The sequence below is a fragment of the Serratia sp. PL17 genome (assembly GCF_017832355.1).
Classification (GTDB): Bacteria; Pseudomonadota; Gammaproteobacteria; order Enterobacterales; family Enterobacteriaceae; genus Serratia.
The window spans coordinates 195,859-214,373 of record NZ_JAFIBY010000005.1 but is presented as its reverse complement, the minus strand read 5'-3'; the positions used below and the strand labels follow the sequence as shown (position 1 = coordinate 214,373).

Genomic DNA, 18,515 nt, shown 5'->3' with positions numbered 1-18,515 from the left:
ATAACGCCGCCAAAACGTGAAGAATAAAGAATACAACGGCTTAAGTGCCGATAAATGCGAGGGCAGAGCCCTGCAATATGCCGCCACAGTGGGCCGCGGCAACAACAAAAACGCCCCAAATGCTATTGTTGGCGGTTTCGCCGACCGACACCAACCCAAATACTCTGAAGTGTGGATACCGTCTTATGGAGCAAAACCCGCAGTCACAGCTAAAGCTACTTGTCACCCGTGGTAAGGAGCAAGGCTATCTGACCTATGCTGAGGTCAATGACCATCTGCCGGAAGATATCGTCGACTCCGACCAGATCGAAGACATCATCCAGATGATTAACGACATGGGCATTCAGGTTCTGGAAGAAGCGCCAGACGCTGATGACCTATTACTCGCTGAAAACTCAAACAGCACAGACGAAGATGCGGAAGAAGCTGCCGCTCAAGTGCTGTCGAGCGTTGAGTCTGAGATTGGCCGTACCACCGACCCGGTGCGCATGTACATGCGCGAAATGGGTACCGTTGAACTGCTGACGCGTGAAGGTGAAATCGACATCGCCAAGCGTATTGAAGACGGTATCAACCAGGTTCAGTGCTCCGTTGCCGAATACCCTGAAGCCATCACCTATTTGCTGGAACAGTACGATCGCGTCGAAGCAGGCGAAGCTCGCCTGTCCGATCTGATCACCGGCTTCGTTGATCCTAATGCGGAAGAGGACATCGCCCCTACCGCTACCCACGTGGGTTCTGAGCTGTCGACCGAAGAGCAGAACGACGACGACGAAGAGGAAGACGAAGAGGAAGAAGAAGACGACAACAGCATCGATCCTGAGCTGGCGCGTCAGAAATTCGCCGACCTGCGCGATCAGTACGAAGCGACCCGCATCGTCATCAAAAAGAACGGCCGCAGCCACGCCAGCGCAGCAGAAGAAATCCTGAAGCTGTCTGAAGTGTTCAAGCAGTTCCGCCTGGTGCCAAAACAGTTCGACTTCCTGGTCAACAGCATGCGCACCATGATGGATCGCGTTCGTACTCAAGAACGTATCATCATGAAACTGTGTGTTGAACAGTGCAAAATGCCGAAGAAAAACTTCGTCACTCTGTTCGCCGGTAACGAAACCAGCACCACGTGGTTCGAAGCGGCACTGGCAATGGCTAAGCCATGGTCAGAAAAGCTGAAAGACGTAGCGGAAGACGTACAGCGCAGCCTGCAGAAACTGCGTCAGATCGAAGAAGAAACCGGCCTGACCATCGAGCAAGTGAAGGACATCAACCGTCGCATGTCTATCGGTGAAGCGAAAGCCCGCCGTGCGAAAAAAGAAATGGTTGAAGCCAACTTGCGTCTGGTTATTTCTATCGCCAAGAAATACACCAACCGCGGCCTGCAGTTCCTGGATCTGATCCAGGAAGGTAACATCGGTCTGATGAAAGCCGTAGACAAGTTCGAATACCGTCGTGGTTATAAGTTCTCAACTTACGCCACCTGGTGGATCCGTCAGGCTATCACTCGCTCTATCGCCGACCAGGCGCGTACCATCCGTATCCCGGTGCACATGATTGAGACCATCAACAAGCTCAACCGTATTTCGCGCCAGATGCTGCAAGAGATGGGCCGTGAGCCAACGCCGGAAGAGCTGGCTGAACGTATGCTGATGCCGGAAGACAAAATCCGTAAAGTGCTGAAGATCGCTAAAGAGCCGATCTCCATGGAAACGCCAATCGGTGATGATGAAGATTCACATCTGGGCGATTTCATCGAGGATACCACCCTCGAGCTGCCACTGGATTCTGCGACATCAGAAAGCCTGCGTTCTGCAACGCACGACGTATTGGCTGGCCTGACTGCACGTGAAGCGAAAGTGCTGCGTATGCGTTTCGGTATCGACATGAACACGGACCACACGCTGGAAGAAGTGGGCAAACAGTTCGACGTTACCCGTGAGCGTATTCGTCAGATCGAAGCCAAAGCTCTGCGTAAACTGCGCCACCCTAGCCGTTCCGAAGTGTTGCGTAGCTTCCTGGACGACTAAGGTTTCGCTGCTTGCAAAAAAACCCCGGCATGCCGGGGTTTTTTATTGCCTAAAATCCGCAGGACTCATTCCAATGCCAGAAACAGTTCGTGATAGCTCGCCGTAAGTTGCTCCAGCGTGGCACGGTTCAATCCGCTTGGGTTAGGTAATACCCAGACCTCCGTTTTGCCAATCGTCATCTCTTGACGCCCCCAGAGCGCGTTACGCACGCCAAAAGCGCTACTGAACGCCTGTTTGCCCAAGATCGCCAACGAACGCGGCTGGTAACGCAGAATCTTTTCTTTTAACGCTTCGCCACCGCTGAGTAACTCGCCACGCGTCACTTCACTGGCGGCTACCGTCGGTCGCGCCACCAGCGCCGTGATGCCACAGCCCGTATCCTGCAGCTGCTGCCACTGCTCCGGGGCAAGCTGACATTCGGTGAAACCGGCCTGATGCACCACCTTCCAGAAGCGGTTGCTGCCGTTAGCAAAAGGGTAGCCTTGATGGGCGGAAGAAAGGCCGGGGTTGATGCCGCAAAACACCACCCGTAGGTTTGGCGCCAAGAGTTCCATAGGGTTTGCGCGTCCATTAAAAGGATTTACAGCGGTTATCGCAAAATCCGTCAGTAATTACAACAGGCTAGAACTGCTTATAAAAGCAACATACAGATGGGTAACAGTAGACCTGCGCCGAAAGATTACCGTATAATCTCGCCGCTTGGCCCCTTAGCTCAGTTGGTTAGAGCACGCGACTCATAATCGCTTGGTCACTGGTTCAAGTCCAGTAGGGGCCACCAAATTTTAGCTGATATAACAGCGTCAAAAACCACCTCTTAGCAGGTGGTTTTTTGTTTCCGCAGGCTCAGCGCTGCCAAAGCGAATCCCGACCTTCCCGACGGACATCGCAAGATCGCAATCCGATATCACGCAATTGCCAGCAACGCATGGCATCCAAAGACTTTCTGCCAGCAGAATTAAAACTTCGACGCCGCCAATACTGGCACCAATTGCACCATAGGCTCCACCGCTGCGATTTACTGTCGGCGCGCAAACTCTCTGTATTTTTCATTGCCTTCCCCCGTTTGTCACTCAGGGATATAGGGTGACTCAAGTCACAAAAACAAGACAGATTCACCGAGTTACTATAATCATCATACAGATCGAGCCGCGGTGATTCTGTATGGTACCCTGCATCCCCCTTTGTACCGGTCTGCTGTCCCATAAAACAGGAAATCCCATGATCGTCATTTGTAACAACGCCAATTTTAATGCCTGGCTGACACTGCGAAGTGCATTGTGGCCAACTTGCCCACAGGAAGAACACCGGGCAGAAATGAATGAGATATTGGCTTCGCCACATCACACCGCGTTTATGATCCAAACCAAGGATGATGCTTTTGTCGCCCTTGCTGAAGTCGCGCTGCGCCATGATTACGTCAACGGCTGCGAATCATCGCCGGTGGCCTTTCTGGAAGGGATTTATACTGCGGAATCAGCTCGTCACCAGGGCTGCGCATCGCGATTGATTGCACAGGTTCAGCAATGGGCCAAACAGCAAGGGTGCAGCGAACTGGCGTCCGATACTGACATAGCCAATCTCGACTCCCAGCGCCTGCATGCGGCACTGGGTTTTAGCGAAACAGAACGCGTCGTGTTTTACCGAAAAACGCTCGCGTAATCAGGCTTTTCCAGCCTGCCTCTGGTGCGCCAACTGTTCGGCACGCAGCAGAATGTCCTGCAAATCGTCCTCATCGATATCAAAGAGTTCGCCCTGCATCAGCGCCTCGTGCAGATCGGCGCGGGTAATAGACACCGCATCAATCGGCAGATTGGCCGGTTTTGTCTCTGTCGGTGCCAAAGGGTGCGGGTAACGTCGTCCTGCCAGGTTATTGAAGATAATCGCCAACAGCGCCAATAACACTGAGTTAAGCAGCACTGGGTACAGCACGAAGCTATAACCGAGTTGGTGAATGCCCGGCCCACCGAGGATGGCCGTCAGTGCCACCGCGCCGCCGGGCGGATGCAAACAACGCAGCTTGAACATCAATCCAATCGCCAGCGCGGCCGCTACCCCACAGGCCAAACCAGGATCGGGAATCAACAAACCGGTACTCACCCCCACCGCAGCAGCCGACATATTGCCACCCACGATGGACCAGGGTTGCGCTAACGGGCTATTCGGTACACCAAAAAGCAGCACAGCAGATGCACCCATAGGTGCGATAAACCACAGGTTCACCTCGCCCAGCACAAAATGACTGATCCACCCCGCAATCATCAACCCCAGCCCGGCGCCGAGGCTGGAAAGTACAATCTCTTTTTTGCCTACCGCCAGAGGATGTGGCCACAAACGTGCACAGCCCACTTTCAATCTTGCTTTCAACGACATCTTCATGTTACTTCGCACTGCCAAATTCAACTTAATGGCAACAAATATATCACAACGCAGGCCTCTGCTGCTTACCGCACCAAACTCGCCAGAAATAACTTTAAGCTAACAGATTGATCTTTAGCCACTCCTCGTCAATTATCAAAGTTCGCATCCCTTTGCCTTGAGGAAAACCCAATGTCTCAGCCGATTGCCGAACTCTATACCGATGCTGAATTTTTCAGTCCTTATGCCATGTCGGCGTTTATTACGTTGACGGAAAAAGGCATCCCCTTCACCGTAAAGCCGGTCGACCTGGCACAGGGGAAAAACCAAGAAGCAGCCTACGCGGCGCTGTCCTTGACGCGCCGTGTGCCTACGCTAGTGGTCGGCGAGTTTCAGCTTTCGGAATCCTCAGCCATTGATGAATACCTCGATGAGATCCATCCGGCCCACCCAGTGTACCCACGCGATGTCAAACAACGTGCCAAAGCCCGCGAGGTTCAGGCATGGTTACGCAGCGATTTACAGGCCCTCCGCGCCGAGCGCCCCACCGAGGCGGTATTCATTAACAGTAAGTTTCCGCCGTTGTCCGCCACGGCGCAGGCTGCCGCCAACAAACTGATCGCCGCGGTCGAAAAGTTTCTGAGCCACGGCCAGGATAACCTGTTCAGGGAATGGTGCATTGCCGATACCGATCTGGCCTTGATGCTGAATCGGTTGGTGATACACGGCGATACCGTACCCGAAAGTATTCGCCACTATGCACACAAACAGTGGCAACGCCCTTCGGTGCAGGCCTGGTTGGCGCTGCCGGGGAAAATAAGCGGGGAGTAAAAAATCGGCGGCCACGACGCCGCCGTTCTCAATGACCGAGAAACAACATCACTTCTTGAGGGAAGGCAAGTCACCATCCAGAGGGCAGATAACCTAATAACGAGGCAATGGCATATCCCGCGCTGGACAGATACAGCAACACAATGCTGATCTGCAAAATCGGATGAGTGATCCAGCTACACTGCCAACGCGGCGTCTGATCGCCGTGCTTACGCGCACCACGCAGGATCAACATCGGCATAATCGACAAGATCACCCCGCTGAATACCCCCGCGAAATACAGCGCATTGACGAACGACACCAGCCCGCTATAAGCCAACACAAACGGCGGCAATACGACCAACATCAACACACCGAAGCGGCGCAGCGGCTGCTCGTCGTTGCCCAACCTGAACTGGTCAAAAATATTGGTCAGGAAGCTCCCGCCCAGTCCCCAGTAAGACGTCAGCATCGCACACAGCGCAAAAATGTTGGCTGAGAAGAAGGCCCACTGCCCCAACGCCTGTCCCCATGAAATGGTTGCCACGTCAGAGATACCATTCAGCCCACTGAGGGCGATCACCGACATCGGTACCGCTGCCAACAGCACGAAGGTCACCGCCATGCCGACCATAATCGCTTTTGGCAGTTGCTCTGGTTTGTCAGAGAAGCCGCGCGCCATTTCTGGCACGATGTATTGCGCAGAGAAGCAAAACACCACCACGTTAAATACCGGCACCATAAAGCGCCAATCACCGTCCAGCAGGTTGCGCATCTGGGTGGTGTCCTTGACCAGCGTGGCCGTCACCAATGCGGTCAACATCACCACCATGCCGATACTGATAAACTTTTCACCGCGGCCAATCGCTTTAAGCCCCAGGTACAGCACCCCTGCCGCCGGCACGAAAAACAGCAGGCTGCCTATCGCCGGGGAAATGCCAAACAGGGATTGCAACAGCTTGCCGCTGCCGGTCATATAGGCGGTCAAGGCCCCAACGCTGTTGACACAGACAGAAGCAAACATCAGCCAGGCACCGATACCGCCGACATAACGTTTCGCCAACCCGCTCAGCTGCAAATGAGCGCGGGTACGCAGGGTCGATTCGGCGACGTACAGCATGGTGATCGTGGTCAAACTCCCCACTAACACTAACCAGAACAACAGGGGTAAAAAACCGGCCTTGCTTGAGGCATAAGCGATAGACAGTACGCCGGCCCCAATATTGGTGCCGACAATCATCGCTACCCCTTCGAGGAAGCTCAGTGATTTGGTGGGTGCAGACGTTCGCACCCCGGCGGCAAGCGCCGGAGAAATAGCGGTATTATCAGAAGACATGCGGCATCCTTTGTCTCCCGGTAGCGCTGGCCACCGGGGTAGGTTAGTTTCCCGGTGGTTAACAGCTCACATCGATACACAGGTATTTCAGCTCCAGATATTCTTCAATCCCGTAACGCGATCCTTCGCGTCCGAGCCCTGACTGCTTCACGCCGCCGAACGGCGCAACTTCATTGGAAATCAACCCGGTATTGATCCCGACCATGCCGTATTCCAAGGCTTCCGGCACCCGCCATTGGCGCGACGCATTCTGCGTGAATACATAGGCCGCCAGGCCGAATTCAGTATCGTTGGCCATCGCGATGGCTTCCGCCTCATCATGGAAACGGAACAGCGGCGCTACCGGTCCAAAGGTTTCTTCTTTGGCGAAACGCATTTTTTGCGTCACGCCTGTCACCACCGTCGGTTGGAAGAAGGTACGGCCCAGCGCGTGCGGCTGCCCCCCCGTTGCGATCTGTGCGCCTTTGATCAACGCGTCGTCAATGTGGTTCTGCACTTTTTCAACCGCATCCTGGTCGATCAACGGCCCCTGTGTGGTGCCTTCCTGGCTGCCGTCACCGACGTTAAGTTGCTCAACCGCCGCCACCAGCTTGTCCACCAAACGGTCATAGATACCGTCCTGCACGTAGATGCGGTTGGCGCAGACACAGGTTTGGCCGCTATTGCGGAATTTAGAGGCCATAATGCCCGCTACCGCGGCATCCAAATTCGCGTCGTCAAAGACAATCACCGGGGCATTACCGCCCAGCTCCAGTGACAGCTTCTTAATGGTTGGCGCACACTGCGCCATCAAAATACGGCCGACTTCGGTCGAACCGGTAAAGCTCAGTTTGCGCACCACCGGGCTGTCGCACAGTACTTTGCCCACTTGGGCTGCGTCGCCGGTCACTACCTGCAGGACGCCGGCAGGAATACCCGCGTCCTGCGCCAATTTGCCCAACGCCAGCGCAGTCAGCGGCGTTTGTTCGGCCGGTTTGACGATAATGGCGCAACCTGCCGCCAATGCCGGTGCCACTTTGCGGGTAATCATCGCAGCCGGGAAATTCCACGGTGTGATCGCCGCACAAACGCCGATCGGTTGCTTCACGACGACCAAGCGCTGTGAGGCTAACGGCGCCTGCAAGACCGCTCCGTCGACCCGTTTGGCTTCTTCGGCAAACCAGGTGATAAACGAGGCCGCATAAGCCACTTCGCCACGCGCCTCCGCCAATGACTTGCCCTGTTCAGCCGTCATCAACTGCGCCAAATCCTCTTGCGCTGCCAGCACCTTATCGGCCCAGGCCTGCATCAATGCGGAACGTTGCTTAGCGGTCAGCTGCTTCCAGCTTTGCTGTGCCACCTGCGCAGCATTGATCGCCTGTTGGGTCTCTTCGCCGCTGACCAGCGGTATGCTGGCCAGTTCAACACCGGTTGCCGGGTTGATGACCGCTTCGCGTTTACCACTTAACGCATCACACCACTCACCATTGATCAGGCACTGGCTGCGTAACAGTTCAGGATTAGTCAGTTTCATCGTAGCCACTCCTTATTGAGCCAGTGCGCGAGAAAGAATGCCCAACGCCTTGGTGAACTGGTCTTCAGGGATGGTCAGCGGATACAGGAAGCGGATTACGTTGCCGTTCACACCGCAGCTCAGCAGCAGCAGTCCTTCTGCCAGTGCTTTCTGCTGTACCTGGCGGGTAATCTCCGCCGATGGCTTACCGGTGGCCGGATCATTAAACTCCACCGCCACCATCGACCCCTGTGCGCGAATATCCGCAATCGCCGGGCTGGTTTGACGCGCCTGCTGCAATACCTCCACCAGATGCTGGCCCAGGCGTTGCGAACGCTGGCACAGCTGTTCTTCTTCAATCACGTCAAGTACTGCCAGCGCAGCCGCAACCGCCAGTGGGTTACCGGCATAAGTACCGCCCAATCCACCCGGAGCTGGGGCGTCCATCACGTCGGCACGACCCGCCACCGCGGACAACGGCATACCCCCTGCCAGGCTTTTCGCCATGGTGATCAAATCGGGTTTAACGCTGTAATGATCCATCGCAAACAGCTTGCCGGTACGGGCAAAACCGGTCTGCACTTCATCGGCAATCAGCAAAATGCCATGTTCGTCGCACAGCGTACGTAACGCCTGCATAAACTCGGCGGGGGCGATATTGAAGCCGCCCTCTCCCTGCACCGGCTCCAGCACGATAGCGGCGACCTGCTTGGGATCGATATCCGCTTTAAAAATACGTTCCAGGCTGTTCATCGCGTCTTCGGTGGTGACGCCATACAAGGCATTCGGGTACTGCCCGTGGAACACCGACCCCGGGAATGGCCCAAAGCCCAACTTGTAAGGTGCCACTTTACCGGTCAACGCCATGGTCATGTAGGTACGCCCGTGGAAACCGCCACCAAAGGTGATCAACCCCGGACGGCCTGTATGGGCACGCGCAATTTTGACGGCGTTTTCTACCGCTTCAGCACCGGTGGTGAAGAACGCGGTTTTGCATGGGCCGTCGATCGGTGCGCGTTGGTTGATACGTTCAGCCAGCGTAACGTAGCTTTCGTAAGGAACAATTTGGTACGCGGTGTGGGTAAAGGCCTTCAGCTGCTTTTCAATGGCAGCGATCACCTTCGGGTGGCGGTGCCCGGTATTGAGCACTGCAATACCGGAAGCAAAATCGATAACCTCATTGCCTTCGACGTCCCACAGCGTGGCGTTCTCTGCACGCTCAGCGTAAAAACCACACATCACACCTACCCCACGCGGAGTGGCATCCTGACGACGTTGATTCAATTCTGCGTTTTTCATGTTGTTCTCTCCGGTCGGTGCCTGTTGTACGTTTTGTTCACATTCGTGAAACAATGACGTTTATTTACACAGGATGTGGCCCTATAATCGAGAGCCAGTTACGATTAATTGAGGGATCCAATTGCGCTCACTGAGTGGTGACCTGTTATTGCAACGGCTTGGCGAACAGCCCGAAGATAAGCTGCATAAACGGCTATATAACGCGATTCGCACCAGCATTCTGGACGGCAGCCTGCCGCCCTCCAGTCGCTTGCCTGCCTCACGGGATTTGGCGCAGGAACTTGGCCTCTCACGTAACACTGCATTAACCGTTTACGAACAATTATTGGCAGAAGGATATGTTCTGGCTCGTGCCGGGAGTGGCACATTCGTCGCCGAAACCGTGCCGGATAGTTGTTTATCCACTACGAGTGCGCCAGCAGGCAGTGACGGGGAGCAACGGCGTATAGAGCTGTCAGCGCGCGGTAGCACCCTGCTGCACCACGCCAGCGCCAGCCCAAAACAGTGGGGGGCATTTATTCCCGGCGTCCCCGACGTTAACGCCTTTCCACACCAGTTATTCAGCAAAATCCAGGCGCGCATCAGCCGCCGTCCGACACCACAACGGCTGACATACAGCAATCAGGGCGGCAGCCCGGAACTGCAACATGCCCTGGTGGATTATTTACGGGTGGCACGCTCGGTCCGCTGTTCACCAGAGCAAATTCTGATCACGGAGGGCATTCATCAGGCGATAGATCTGGTGACACGCATGTTGTGCAATCCGGGTGACGATGCGTGGATTGAAGAGCCAGGTTACTGGGGGATCCGCAACATCCTGCGGATGAACGACGTAAATATCTGCCCGCTAGAGGTTGATGAAGCCGGTATGGTACCGCCGGAAAAACCCACTGTGGCACCACGGCTCATCTTCGTTACGCCGTCGCACCAGTATCCGCTGGGATCCGTGATGAGCCTGGCGCGACGGCAACGGCTGTTGGCTCTCGCACGCAACGGCGGCAGTTGGATTGTGGAAGACGACTACGACAGCGAATTCCGTTTCTCCGGTCAGCCGATACCGGCACTGCAGGGGCTGGAGGCCGACGCGCCGGTAATCTACATCGGCACCTTCAGTAAAACGCTCTATCCAGCGCTGAGGTTGGGTTACGTGGTCTTGCCAAAGCCGCTGATGGCTGCGCTGAAAACGGCGCATGCCGAACTGTATCGTGGGGGCCACTTACTGATCCAAACCGCGTTGGCGCAATTTATTCAGGAAGGCCATTACACGGCGCATATCCGCCGTATGCGGCTACTTTACGCCCGGCGCCGAGCCTTTCTGACCGCGTTGATCGAACAGCATCTGGGTAAGCAAGCGCTGAGCGAATTTAACAACAATGCCGGGTTGCACCTGATCCTTAATCTGCCGGACGAGGCTGACGATGTGGCGATCGCCGCCGCTGCCAACGCACGCGGCGTACTGGTGCGACCGCTTTCACGTTACTACATGCTGCCCAACCATCGTCGTGGCCTGCTGATGGGCTTCGCTTGCGTGCCGGAAGAACAAATGGCCGCCGCCTTTACCCTGCTGTTGGAATGCATTCATCCCTGAAAAAAAAAAGCGGCCGCCAAGGCCGCTCTGCAGATTCAACTGGCTTGTATCACCAGGCTTGAAGTTGCCACTCTCCCTCCTGCCACTGTAAACGATGAGTCAATTTCAGCGCCTGCAGAAAGTTTTCATCGTGAGACACCACCAGCATCGCGCCAGGGAAACCGGCCAGCGAGGCCTCGATCGCCAAAGACGACGCCAGATCCAGGTGGTTAGTCGGCTCATCCAGCAACAGCAACTGCGCAGGCTCCCGCCGCCACAACATACAGGCAAGTGCCGCCTTTAATCGCTCGCCACCGCTCAGCGCGCCCATCGGCAGCAGCACATGATCGGCATTTAACTGCAGCTGTGCCAGTTGACTGCGTACCACGCCTTCATTAAGCGGTGAGTCCTGTAGCCCCAGGTGCTCAACCACGGATAAGGATAAATCGAGTTGTGAGAGACTTTGATCGAGGTAACCCGTTGGCAGCGGGCAGTGACAACTGCCGGCTCTCGCCGCCAACTGGCCCAGGATCACTTTCAGCAACGTCGACTTCCCGCAGCCGTTTGGGCCTGTCAGTGCCACACGCATCGGGCCATCAATGCGTAAATTCAGCGGTGGCATAGTGATAAAAGGCAGTTCCACCTGTTCGAGCACCAGTACCTGTTTGCCCGCCGCCACGGCGCTGCCCGGCAGCGTGAGCATCACCGGGCTGTCCTCTTCCACCCGCTGGTAAGCGTCGCGCACTGCGACATCAAGAGCACTCTTTTGATCCTGATGCTGCTTGCGCAGCGTACCGAGGCTTTCTTTGGCCGCCGCCTTGTAGGCCACCCGCTCAAAAGACGCGATATTCAACGTATCGACGGTTTTAAGTGTCTGTGCAGAGCGTCGCTGGCTGATGTCGTGTTCTTTTTGCTGCCGTGCGCGGGTGCGGCGGCGTTCCTGTCGCGCATGCTCCAACCCGGCACGCGCCGCCTGCTGTTCCAAATCACGCTGTCGGCGATAGTCATGGTAGTTGCCGCCGTAACTGTGCAGAGCACCGGGCGTCAATTCAACGATGCGCTGCATACGCGCCAACAGTTGCCGATCGTGGCTGGCCACCAGCAAACCACCGCGCCACTGTTCTAACTGTTGATGCAACCAATCACGCCCCGGGGCATCGAGATGGTTGGTCGGTTCGTCCAGCAAAAGAAAGTCCGCATCGCTCAACATCGCCCCGCACAATGCAGCACGCATGCGTTCGCCGCCGCTCAAATCATGTGCCGGTCGTTGTGGATCGAACGCTGGCAGCCCAGCGGCGGTAAAGGCGATCTGTAGACGATCGATCAGATCCCACTGCCCTTCAAGACGATCGATATCGTCCGCCAGTGGGCGTCCCTGCTCGATACGGGCTAGTGCTGCGAACGTCTCACCGTAACCCAGCAGTTGCGCTAGCGTGGTGTGCGATGAAATTTCTGGCTGCTGTGCCACATAGGCCAATGAGGCATGAGATTCAACATGCCCGCCGCCAGGTTGATCTAGCCCCGCGATCAGGCGCAGCAGCCGCGTTTTACCGACGCCGTTGCGCCCAACCAGGCCGCAGTGTCGTTGATCAAACGTGAGATCCAATGGGCCGAACAGCGTTTCGCCGTCAGCAAACTGGCAGGTCAGTTGGTGTAAAACAAAATGGGGGGACTGCGCAAAATGAGCCATAAGCACTCCTGAATGAAATCAAAACATCCCCACAACGCACGAATACGTGCAGCGCAGGACAAGATATCAGCAGGTGTGTGTGTTCATTTTCGGTAATGGCTCCGCAGAGGGCAGGAATTTCAACGCGCAAATGCTAACCGATTTGCTGTTCACTATGCAAACAACAATAAAGATTCATGACATCTATCACATTCAGCGCAACACAGATTCCCAACGGCAGAGACAACGGCTAGATTTGTCTCATCCGACCACTTAGCGTCGCAACATAATAATAACAACTAATCATACCCAATCATTTGCAAGCGGTAACCCGTTTGAAAGAGGCAGGGGATGAACGATGGAGACTGCAATGAGCAACTACCCGCATCTGCTGGCACCGCTGGATCTCGGCTTCACGACCCTGAAAAACCGGGTGCTGATGGGATCAATGCACACCGGCCTGGAAGAACTGCCTAATGGCCCTGAGCGCATGGCGGCCTTCTATGCCGAACGTGCGGCGGCTGGCGTAGCGCTGATCGTCACTGGCGGTATTGCCCCCAATGAAAAAGGCGTGGTGTACCGCGGTGGTTCCACCCTCAGCCACCCGCAGCAAGTCGATCACCATCGCATCGTTACCGATGCCGTCCATCAGGCCGGTGGCAAAATTGCGCTACAGATCTTGCATGCCGGTCGCTACAGCTACCAACCACAGCCAGTAGCCCCTTCCGCATTGCAAGCGCCGATAAATCCCTTCGCCCCGACAGCGCTCAGCGAAGCGGAGATCGTGCAGACTATCGCCGACTTCGCCCAATGTGCCGCGCTGGCACAACAGGCCGGTTACGACGGCGTTGAAGTCATGGGTTCTGAAGGTTATCTGATCAATCAATTTCTGGTGTCGCGCACCAATCAACGCGATGACCAATGGGGCGGCAGTTTCAGCAACCGTATGCGTTTCGCCGTGGAGATCGTCCGCGCGGTACGCCAGGCGGTCGGCAACGACTTCATTCTGATTTACCGTCTCTCGATGCTCGATCTGGTGGAAGACGGTTCCAGCTGGCAGGAGATAGAGCAGTTGGCGCTGGCGGTTGAACAGGCAGGCGCGACCATTATCAACACCGGTATTGGCTGGCATGAGGCGCGTATTCCAACCATCGCCACCATGGTGCCACGCGCAGGTTTCAGTTGGGTGACCCGTAAGCTGATGGGGAAAGTACGCATCCCACTGATCACCACCAACCGCATCAACGATCCTGCGGTAGCAGAACAGGTATTGGCGGACGGCTGTGCAGACATGGTATCGATGGCCCGCCCGTTCCTGGCGGACGCTGCCTTTGTACAAAAAGCCGCAGAGGGGCGTGCCGACGAGATCAACACCTGTATTGGCTGCAATCAGGCTTGTCTCGACCAGATTTTTGAGGGCAAGCTCACCTCTTGCCTGGTTAATCCGCGCGCCTGCCGCGAAACCGAGATGCCGTTACTCCCGACAGAGAAACCAAAAAAACTGGCGGTCATCGGCGCAGGGCCTGCCGGGCTGGCATTTGCCACCACGGCTGCCAGCCGTGGCCACCGGGTGACGTTATTCGACGCTGCCGATCAGATTGGCGGTCAATTCAATATCGCCAAGCAAATTCCTGGCAAAGAGGAATTCCATGAAACCCTGCGCTACTTCCGCCGCCAACTGACGCTGCTTGAGGTGACGCTGAAACTGGGTACCTGGGTGACGGCAGCCGATCTGGCAGAATTTGACGAAGTGATCCTCGCCTGCGGCATAATACCGCGTACCCCGGACATCCCCGGCATCGATAGCGCCAAAGTACTGACCTATCTGGACGTGCTGCGCGACAAAAAACCGGTCGGCCAACGGGTCGCGATTATCGGTGCCGGCGGTATCGGCTTTGATACCGCCGAGTACCTCAGCCAGCACGGCGTGTCGAGCAGCCTCGATCAGGCTGAGTTTAATCGTGAATGGGGCATCGACGGTCAGCTTAGCCAACGCGGCGGGCTAGCAGCACAGGGGCCGATCGCCGCGCACGCGGCCCGACAAATTTATCTGCTGCAACGCAAGACCAGCAAAGTCGGTGAAGGCTTGGGGAAAACAACGGGCTGGATCCACCGCACCAGCCTGGCGATGCGCGGTGTAAAAATGCTCAACAGTGTGAATTATCAGCGTATTGATGATGAAGGGCTGCATATCTTGCGCGCCGAGCAGGAAAGCTGCTTGCCGGTAGACACGGTGATTATCTGCGCCGGGCAAGAGCCACGTCGCGAGTTGCAGCAACCGCTGTTGGAAATGGGGAAAAGGGTGCATTTGATTGGCGGAGCGGATGTTGCCGCCGAGCTGGATGCGCGCCGCGCTATCGATCAGGGCACGCGGCTGGCGATGGCACTGTAGTGACAATAAGGGGCGCATTCACTGCGCCCCTTGATCGACTCAGTAACGTGCGCCAGATTTCACCGCTTTCAAGATCACGAACTTCTTGTTTGAGGCTATCAAGGTGCAATTACCGAACAAGCGTTTCAGCTTCTGGTAATAATCCAGATGGCGATTACCGACAATGCGCAGTTCGCCGCCCACCTGCAGGCACCGCTTGGCGTCACAGAACATCTGCCAGGCCGTGTGATCGGTGATCGCATGCTGCTGGTGGAACGGTGGATTACACAGCACCGCACGCACACTTTCACGTTCAATCCCCGCCAGCGAGTTGTTCACTTCAAACTGACAACGATCCATATCCTGCGGCAGGTTATGCTCCACGTTCCGCTCACTGGAAGCCACCGCCATATAGGACTCATCAGCAAAGGTCACCTGTGCTTGCGGGTTCTGCATCAAGGCAGCCATGCCGATGATGCCGTTACCACAGCCGAGATCGATGATATGGCCTTCAAGGTCATGCGGCAGATGATCCAGGAACAAACGTGCACCAATATCCAGGTTGCTACGTGAGAACACGTTAGCGTGGTTGTGAATGATCCAATCCGTACCGTCCAGCACCCAATTGGTGGTTTCCGGCGCGGCTGGTGGCACGATGTCTGCAACTTCACAGAAGATTAACCGTGCTTTCTTCCAGGCCAGGCTAGTACGCGTCGGACCAAGCACCTTTTCAAACAGCTGCATGGTCGAGGTGTGTACGTCACGTGCCTTGGCGCCAGCGATAATCACCGTGTCCGGCGCCACCACATTGCGCAGCGCACGCAGTTGCTGTTCCAGCAAGGCCAGTGCCTTAGGAATACGGATCAATACCACCGCCGGTGATGCCGGCAGTTCGGCAAGGCTGTCCAACAGCGTAACCTGCTCTGGATCCAGTTCGTTGAGCTTCAGGTTATGGCGCGTTGCCAACTGGCTCATGTACGAATCGCTGATGCTGTATGGCTGATGACGGTGCAACGCACAGGCCAAAGTGCCAAAGTTGTCGTTGAAAATCAGCACCGGACGACCGTCGATGTTCACATTTTCAAGCTGTTGCAGCAGATATTCGTCCGCCGCTTCCCACGCCTGTAATTGGGTGGATTCTTCCTGTTGGGGATAACGTTCCAGCTCAAGTTGCTGTGTTCCCAGATCGAGTTGGCTCATTGCCCCTCCTGACTGATAAAATTTGGGCTGTTTATCCCCTAAAAACGTCCGGCAGTAAAATGTTTTTTCGGATAAATTGCGCATTCCCTCGCATCGCGTAAAACCAATCCCGATTTTCGCTTCTTTAAGCTATAGCATTCATTCCGCTTATTCTGAGTTGAACAATTTTCAACCTGACGTGATGTAACTTTAAATGTTACACTCATTCACCCAATGGAATGGGGAAGGAAATGATTTCATCTTTCCGAGACGGATACCTGGCGCAATTTTATAGGGAGGGTCGGCGCGATCGTTTGATCCCCTCAACCATTGAGCGCCAACTGGCTAGAAAACTCGATATGCTGGCTGCCGCGCAAAAAGAATGTGATTTATATAATCCGACCGGCAATTATTACAAACGTCTGTCCGGCCCCTTTCAAGGCTGGTCTAGTATGCGGGTGAATATTCAATGGCGTTTAATGTTTCAATGGCGCCATGATGCTGCTGAGCAAATTTACCTGGACCCGCACCAAGATACCTAGGCAACGGAGAACATATGTTAGAGACCTCAAGCCGAAAACCCACCACGGTCGGGGAAGTGCTGCAAGAAGAGTATTTAACACCACTGGGTATTGGCCAAGAAGATCTTGCAAGGGTCTTGGGAATCACCCGTGCGACGGTCAATCGCTTATGCAATGGGCATCGCCGCCTTAGCGTTGCAGAAGCGAACCTGTTTGCCGACCTGTTCGAAACCACCGCCGATTTCTGGCTAAACCTGCAAGCGGCCCACGACCGTTGGGAAGCCCGACAGGCCAATGTGCAGCGCGAGCGCCTGCGTCCGATCATGGAAATATTGGGGCGTAATATTACCCATGCGTAACATAGAACTGACCTACCTGCAGGGCTACCCTGAACATCTGCAAAGCCAGGTGCAACAGTTGATCGACCAACAACGGTTGGGGGATGTGCTGTTGCAGCGCTATCCGCAGGTGCATGACTGCACCACCGACAAATCGCTTTATCAGTTTACCGTCGATCTGAAAAACCAATACCTGCGCAACGCCCAGCCACTGAGCAAAGTGGCCTATGACGGTAAAATCCAGGTGATGAAACACGCGCTTGGCATGCACACCGCCATTTCTCGCGTACAGGGCGGCAAGCTGAAGGCCAAAGCGGAAATTCGCGTGGCGACGGTATTCAAATTGGCACCGGAGCCGTTTCTACGCATGATCGTCGTGCATGAGCTGGCACACCTGAAAGAGAAGGACCATAACAAAGCTTTCTACAGCCTGTGCTGCCATATGGAACCCAATTACCATCAATTGGAGTTCGATACCCGGCTGTACCTGACTCACCTCTCCGTGTTTGGCGATCTGTATACCTGACGAGCCCCTGTGATACTCTGATTTCTAACGTCTGGGAACTGGAGATATCTATGATTCGTTTTGCTGTTGTTGGCACCAACTGGATTACGGAACGCTTTATCGACGCCGCACACGAAAGTGGCAAACTCACGCTGACCGCTGTCTATTCACGCAAGTTAGAACAGGCCCAGGCGTTTGGTGCCAACTACCACGTCAGTGCGTTTTTCGATTCCCTTGAGGCAATGGCCCAGTCAGACGTGATAGATGCAGTTTACATCGCCAGCCCTAACGCCCTGCACTGCTCGCAGGCGCTGCTGTTCCTGAGCCATAAAAAGCACGTCATTTGCGAAAAGCCGCTGGTATCCAACCTGCGCGAAGCCGAAAAGTTGGTGGCCTGTGCCCGCGAGAATCAGGTGGTGCTGTTCGAAGCCTTTAAAAGCGCTCACCTGCCGAATTTCTTGGCGTTACGGCAAGCGCTGCCGAAAATTGGTCGCCTGCGTAAAGCCTATATCAATTACTGCCAATACTCTTCACGCTATCCGCGCTATCTGGCAGGAGAGAACCCGAATACCTTCAATCCGCAGTTTTCCAACGGTTCGATCATGGACATTGGCTATTACTGTTTGGCCAGTGCCGTGGCGCTGTTCGGTGCGCCAAAGTCGGTCATTGCCAGCGCGTGTTTGCTGGACACCGGCGTTGATGCTCTCGGCACAGCTTGCCTCAACTACGGTGATTTCGACGTGACCATCTCTCATTCCAAAGTCAGCAATTCGGACATTCCAAGTGAGATCCAGGGTGAAGATGGCACGTTGGTGATTGAGAAAATCTCGGAGTGCCAGAGCGTAGCGCTAACGCCCCGCGGGGGACATCGTCAGGATCTGACCCAGCCACAGCACATTAACACCATGCTGTATGAGGCACAGGTGTTCGCCGATTTGGTGGAGAAACGGCAGGTAGAGCACCCTGGGTTAGAAAATTCGTTGATTATCGCCAACTTGTTGACCGAAATTCGCCGCCAGACTGGCGTCGTGTTTCCTGCCGATGGAGAATGA

16 protein-coding genes and 1 tRNA gene are annotated in these 18,515 nt (G+C 55.3%); 10 read left to right on the top strand and 7 right to left on the bottom strand.

The window, feature by feature from the left end:
• Nucleotides 1–185 precede the first annotated feature (185 nt).
• A complete protein-coding gene (rpoD, locus tag JOE25_RS17355; RefSeq protein ID WP_209637240.1) occupies nt 186–2,021 on the top strand; it encodes an RNA polymerase sigma factor RpoD in 1,836 nt (611 codons plus the stop codon).
• Nucleotides 2,022–2,086: 65 nt separating this feature from the next.
• On the opposite strand, the gene mug is transcribed toward rpoD, so the two are convergent.
• Entirely contained in the window at nt 2,087–2,575 is a 489-nt protein-coding gene (mug, locus tag JOE25_RS17350) for a G/U mismatch-specific DNA glycosylase (RefSeq protein ID WP_209637238.1), read from the bottom strand.
• Between the two features lie 147 nt (nt 2,576–2,722).
• Here mug and JOE25_RS17345 point away from each other — a divergent pair.
• Together JOE25_RS17345 and aac(6') are read left to right on the top strand one after the other, a co-directional pair.
• Nucleotides 2,723–2,799 (top strand) — tRNA-Ile (locus JOE25_RS17345).
• 440 nt (nt 2,800–3,239) lie between these two features.
• Nucleotides 3,240–3,680 carry an aminoglycoside 6'-N-acetyltransferase gene (gene aac(6') / locus JOE25_RS17340; protein WP_209637236.1) on the top strand — a complete coding sequence of 147 codons (441 nt, stop codon included), beginning with the start codon at nt 3,240–3,242 and terminating at the stop codon, nt 3,678–3,680.
• Here the strand turns inward: aac(6') and JOE25_RS17335 are convergent, their stop codons facing one another.
• Complete coding sequence (locus tag JOE25_RS17335) at nt 3,681–4,397, bottom strand: HPP family protein (RefSeq protein WP_209637234.1); 717 nt, start codon at nt 4,395–4,397, stop codon at nt 3,681–3,683.
• Nucleotides 4,398–4,568: 171 nt separating this feature from the next.
• Here JOE25_RS17335 and yfcF point away from each other — a divergent pair, with 171 nt between their 5' ends.
• A complete protein-coding gene (yfcF, locus tag JOE25_RS17330; protein WP_209637232.1) occupies nt 4,569–5,207 on the top strand; it encodes a glutathione transferase in 639 nt (212 codons plus the stop codon).
• A gap of 70 nt (nt 5,208–5,277) precedes the next feature.
• Here yfcF and JOE25_RS17325 read toward each other — a convergent pair whose 3' ends face one another.
• From JOE25_RS17325 to JOE25_RS17315, 3 genes are read right to left on the bottom strand one after another with little or no spacing between them, the layout of a single operon-like run.
• The gene (locus tag JOE25_RS17325; protein WP_209637230.1) at nt 5,278–6,522 is read right to left on the bottom strand and encodes an amino acid permease; all 1,245 of its coding nucleotides are present in this window, start codon (nt 6,520–6,522) and stop codon (nt 5,278–5,280) included.
• A gap of 58 nt (nt 6,523–6,580) precedes the next feature.
• Nucleotides 6,581–8,035 (bottom strand): NAD-dependent succinate-semialdehyde dehydrogenase, encoded by a 1,455-nt coding sequence (locus JOE25_RS17320; RefSeq protein ID WP_209637228.1) that lies wholly within the window; start codon nt 8,033–8,035, stop codon nt 6,581–6,583.
• A 12-nt stretch (nt 8,036–8,047) separates the two neighbouring features.
• Nucleotides 8,048–9,313 carry a 4-aminobutyrate--2-oxoglutarate transaminase gene (locus tag JOE25_RS17315; RefSeq protein WP_209637227.1) on the bottom strand — a complete coding sequence of 422 codons (1,266 nt, stop codon included), beginning with the start codon at nt 9,311–9,313 and terminating at the stop codon, nt 8,048–8,050.
• 121 nt (nt 9,314–9,434) lie between these two features.
• On the opposite strand from JOE25_RS17315, the gene JOE25_RS17310 reads away from it, so the two are divergent.
• The gene (locus tag JOE25_RS17310) at nt 9,435–10,901 is read left to right on the top strand and encodes a PLP-dependent aminotransferase family protein (RefSeq protein ID WP_209637225.1); all 1,467 of its coding nucleotides are present in this window, start codon (nt 9,435–9,437) and stop codon (nt 10,899–10,901) included.
• Nucleotides 10,902–10,950: 49 nt separating this feature from the next.
• Here the strand turns inward: JOE25_RS17310 and JOE25_RS17305 are convergent, their stop codons facing one another.
• Nucleotides 10,951–12,570 carry an ABC-F family ATP-binding cassette domain-containing protein gene (locus JOE25_RS17305; RefSeq protein WP_209637223.1) on the bottom strand — a complete coding sequence of 540 codons (1,620 nt, stop codon included), beginning with the start codon at nt 12,568–12,570 and terminating at the stop codon, nt 10,951–10,953.
• A 349-nt stretch (nt 12,571–12,919) separates the two neighbouring features.
• Here JOE25_RS17305 and JOE25_RS17300 point away from each other — a divergent pair, with 349 nt between their 5' ends.
• Nucleotides 12,920–14,941: an NADPH-dependent 2,4-dienoyl-CoA reductase gene (locus JOE25_RS17300; RefSeq protein ID WP_209637221.1), complete on the top strand. Its 2,022-nt coding sequence runs from the start codon at nt 12,920–12,922 to the stop codon at nt 14,939–14,941.
• 39 nt (nt 14,942–14,980) lie between these two features.
• On the opposite strand, the gene rlmG is transcribed toward JOE25_RS17300, so the two are convergent.
• On the bottom strand, nt 14,981–16,120 hold the full coding sequence (gene rlmG, locus JOE25_RS17295) for a 23S rRNA (guanine(1835)-N(2))-methyltransferase RlmG (RefSeq protein ID WP_209637219.1): 1,140 nt from the start codon (nt 16,118–16,120) through the stop codon (nt 14,981–14,983).
• Nucleotides 16,121–16,350: 230 nt separating this feature from the next.
• On the opposite strand from rlmG, the gene JOE25_RS17290 reads away from it, so the two are divergent.
• The 4 genes from JOE25_RS17290 to JOE25_RS17275 are packed head-to-tail and all read left to right on the top strand — an operon-like array spanning nt 16,351 to nt 18,515.
• Entirely contained in the window at nt 16,351–16,641 is a 291-nt protein-coding gene (locus JOE25_RS17290; protein WP_209637217.1) for a type II toxin-antitoxin system RelE/ParE family toxin, read from the top strand.
• A gap of 14 nt (nt 16,642–16,655) precedes the next feature.
• Nucleotides 16,656–16,979, top strand: coding sequence for a HigA family addiction module antitoxin (locus JOE25_RS17285; RefSeq protein WP_209637215.1), 324 nt, complete (start codon nt 16,656–16,658; stop codon nt 16,977–16,979).
• Complete coding sequence (locus tag JOE25_RS17280) at nt 16,972–17,484, top strand: M48 family metallopeptidase (RefSeq protein WP_209637213.1); 513 nt, start codon at nt 16,972–16,974, stop codon at nt 17,482–17,484. The genes JOE25_RS17285 and JOE25_RS17280 overlap by 8 nt, the downstream gene beginning before the upstream one ends.
• Nucleotides 17,485–17,534: 50 nt before the next feature.
• Entirely contained in the window at nt 17,535–18,515 is a 981-nt protein-coding gene (locus JOE25_RS17275) for a Gfo/Idh/MocA family oxidoreductase (RefSeq protein WP_209637211.1), read from the top strand.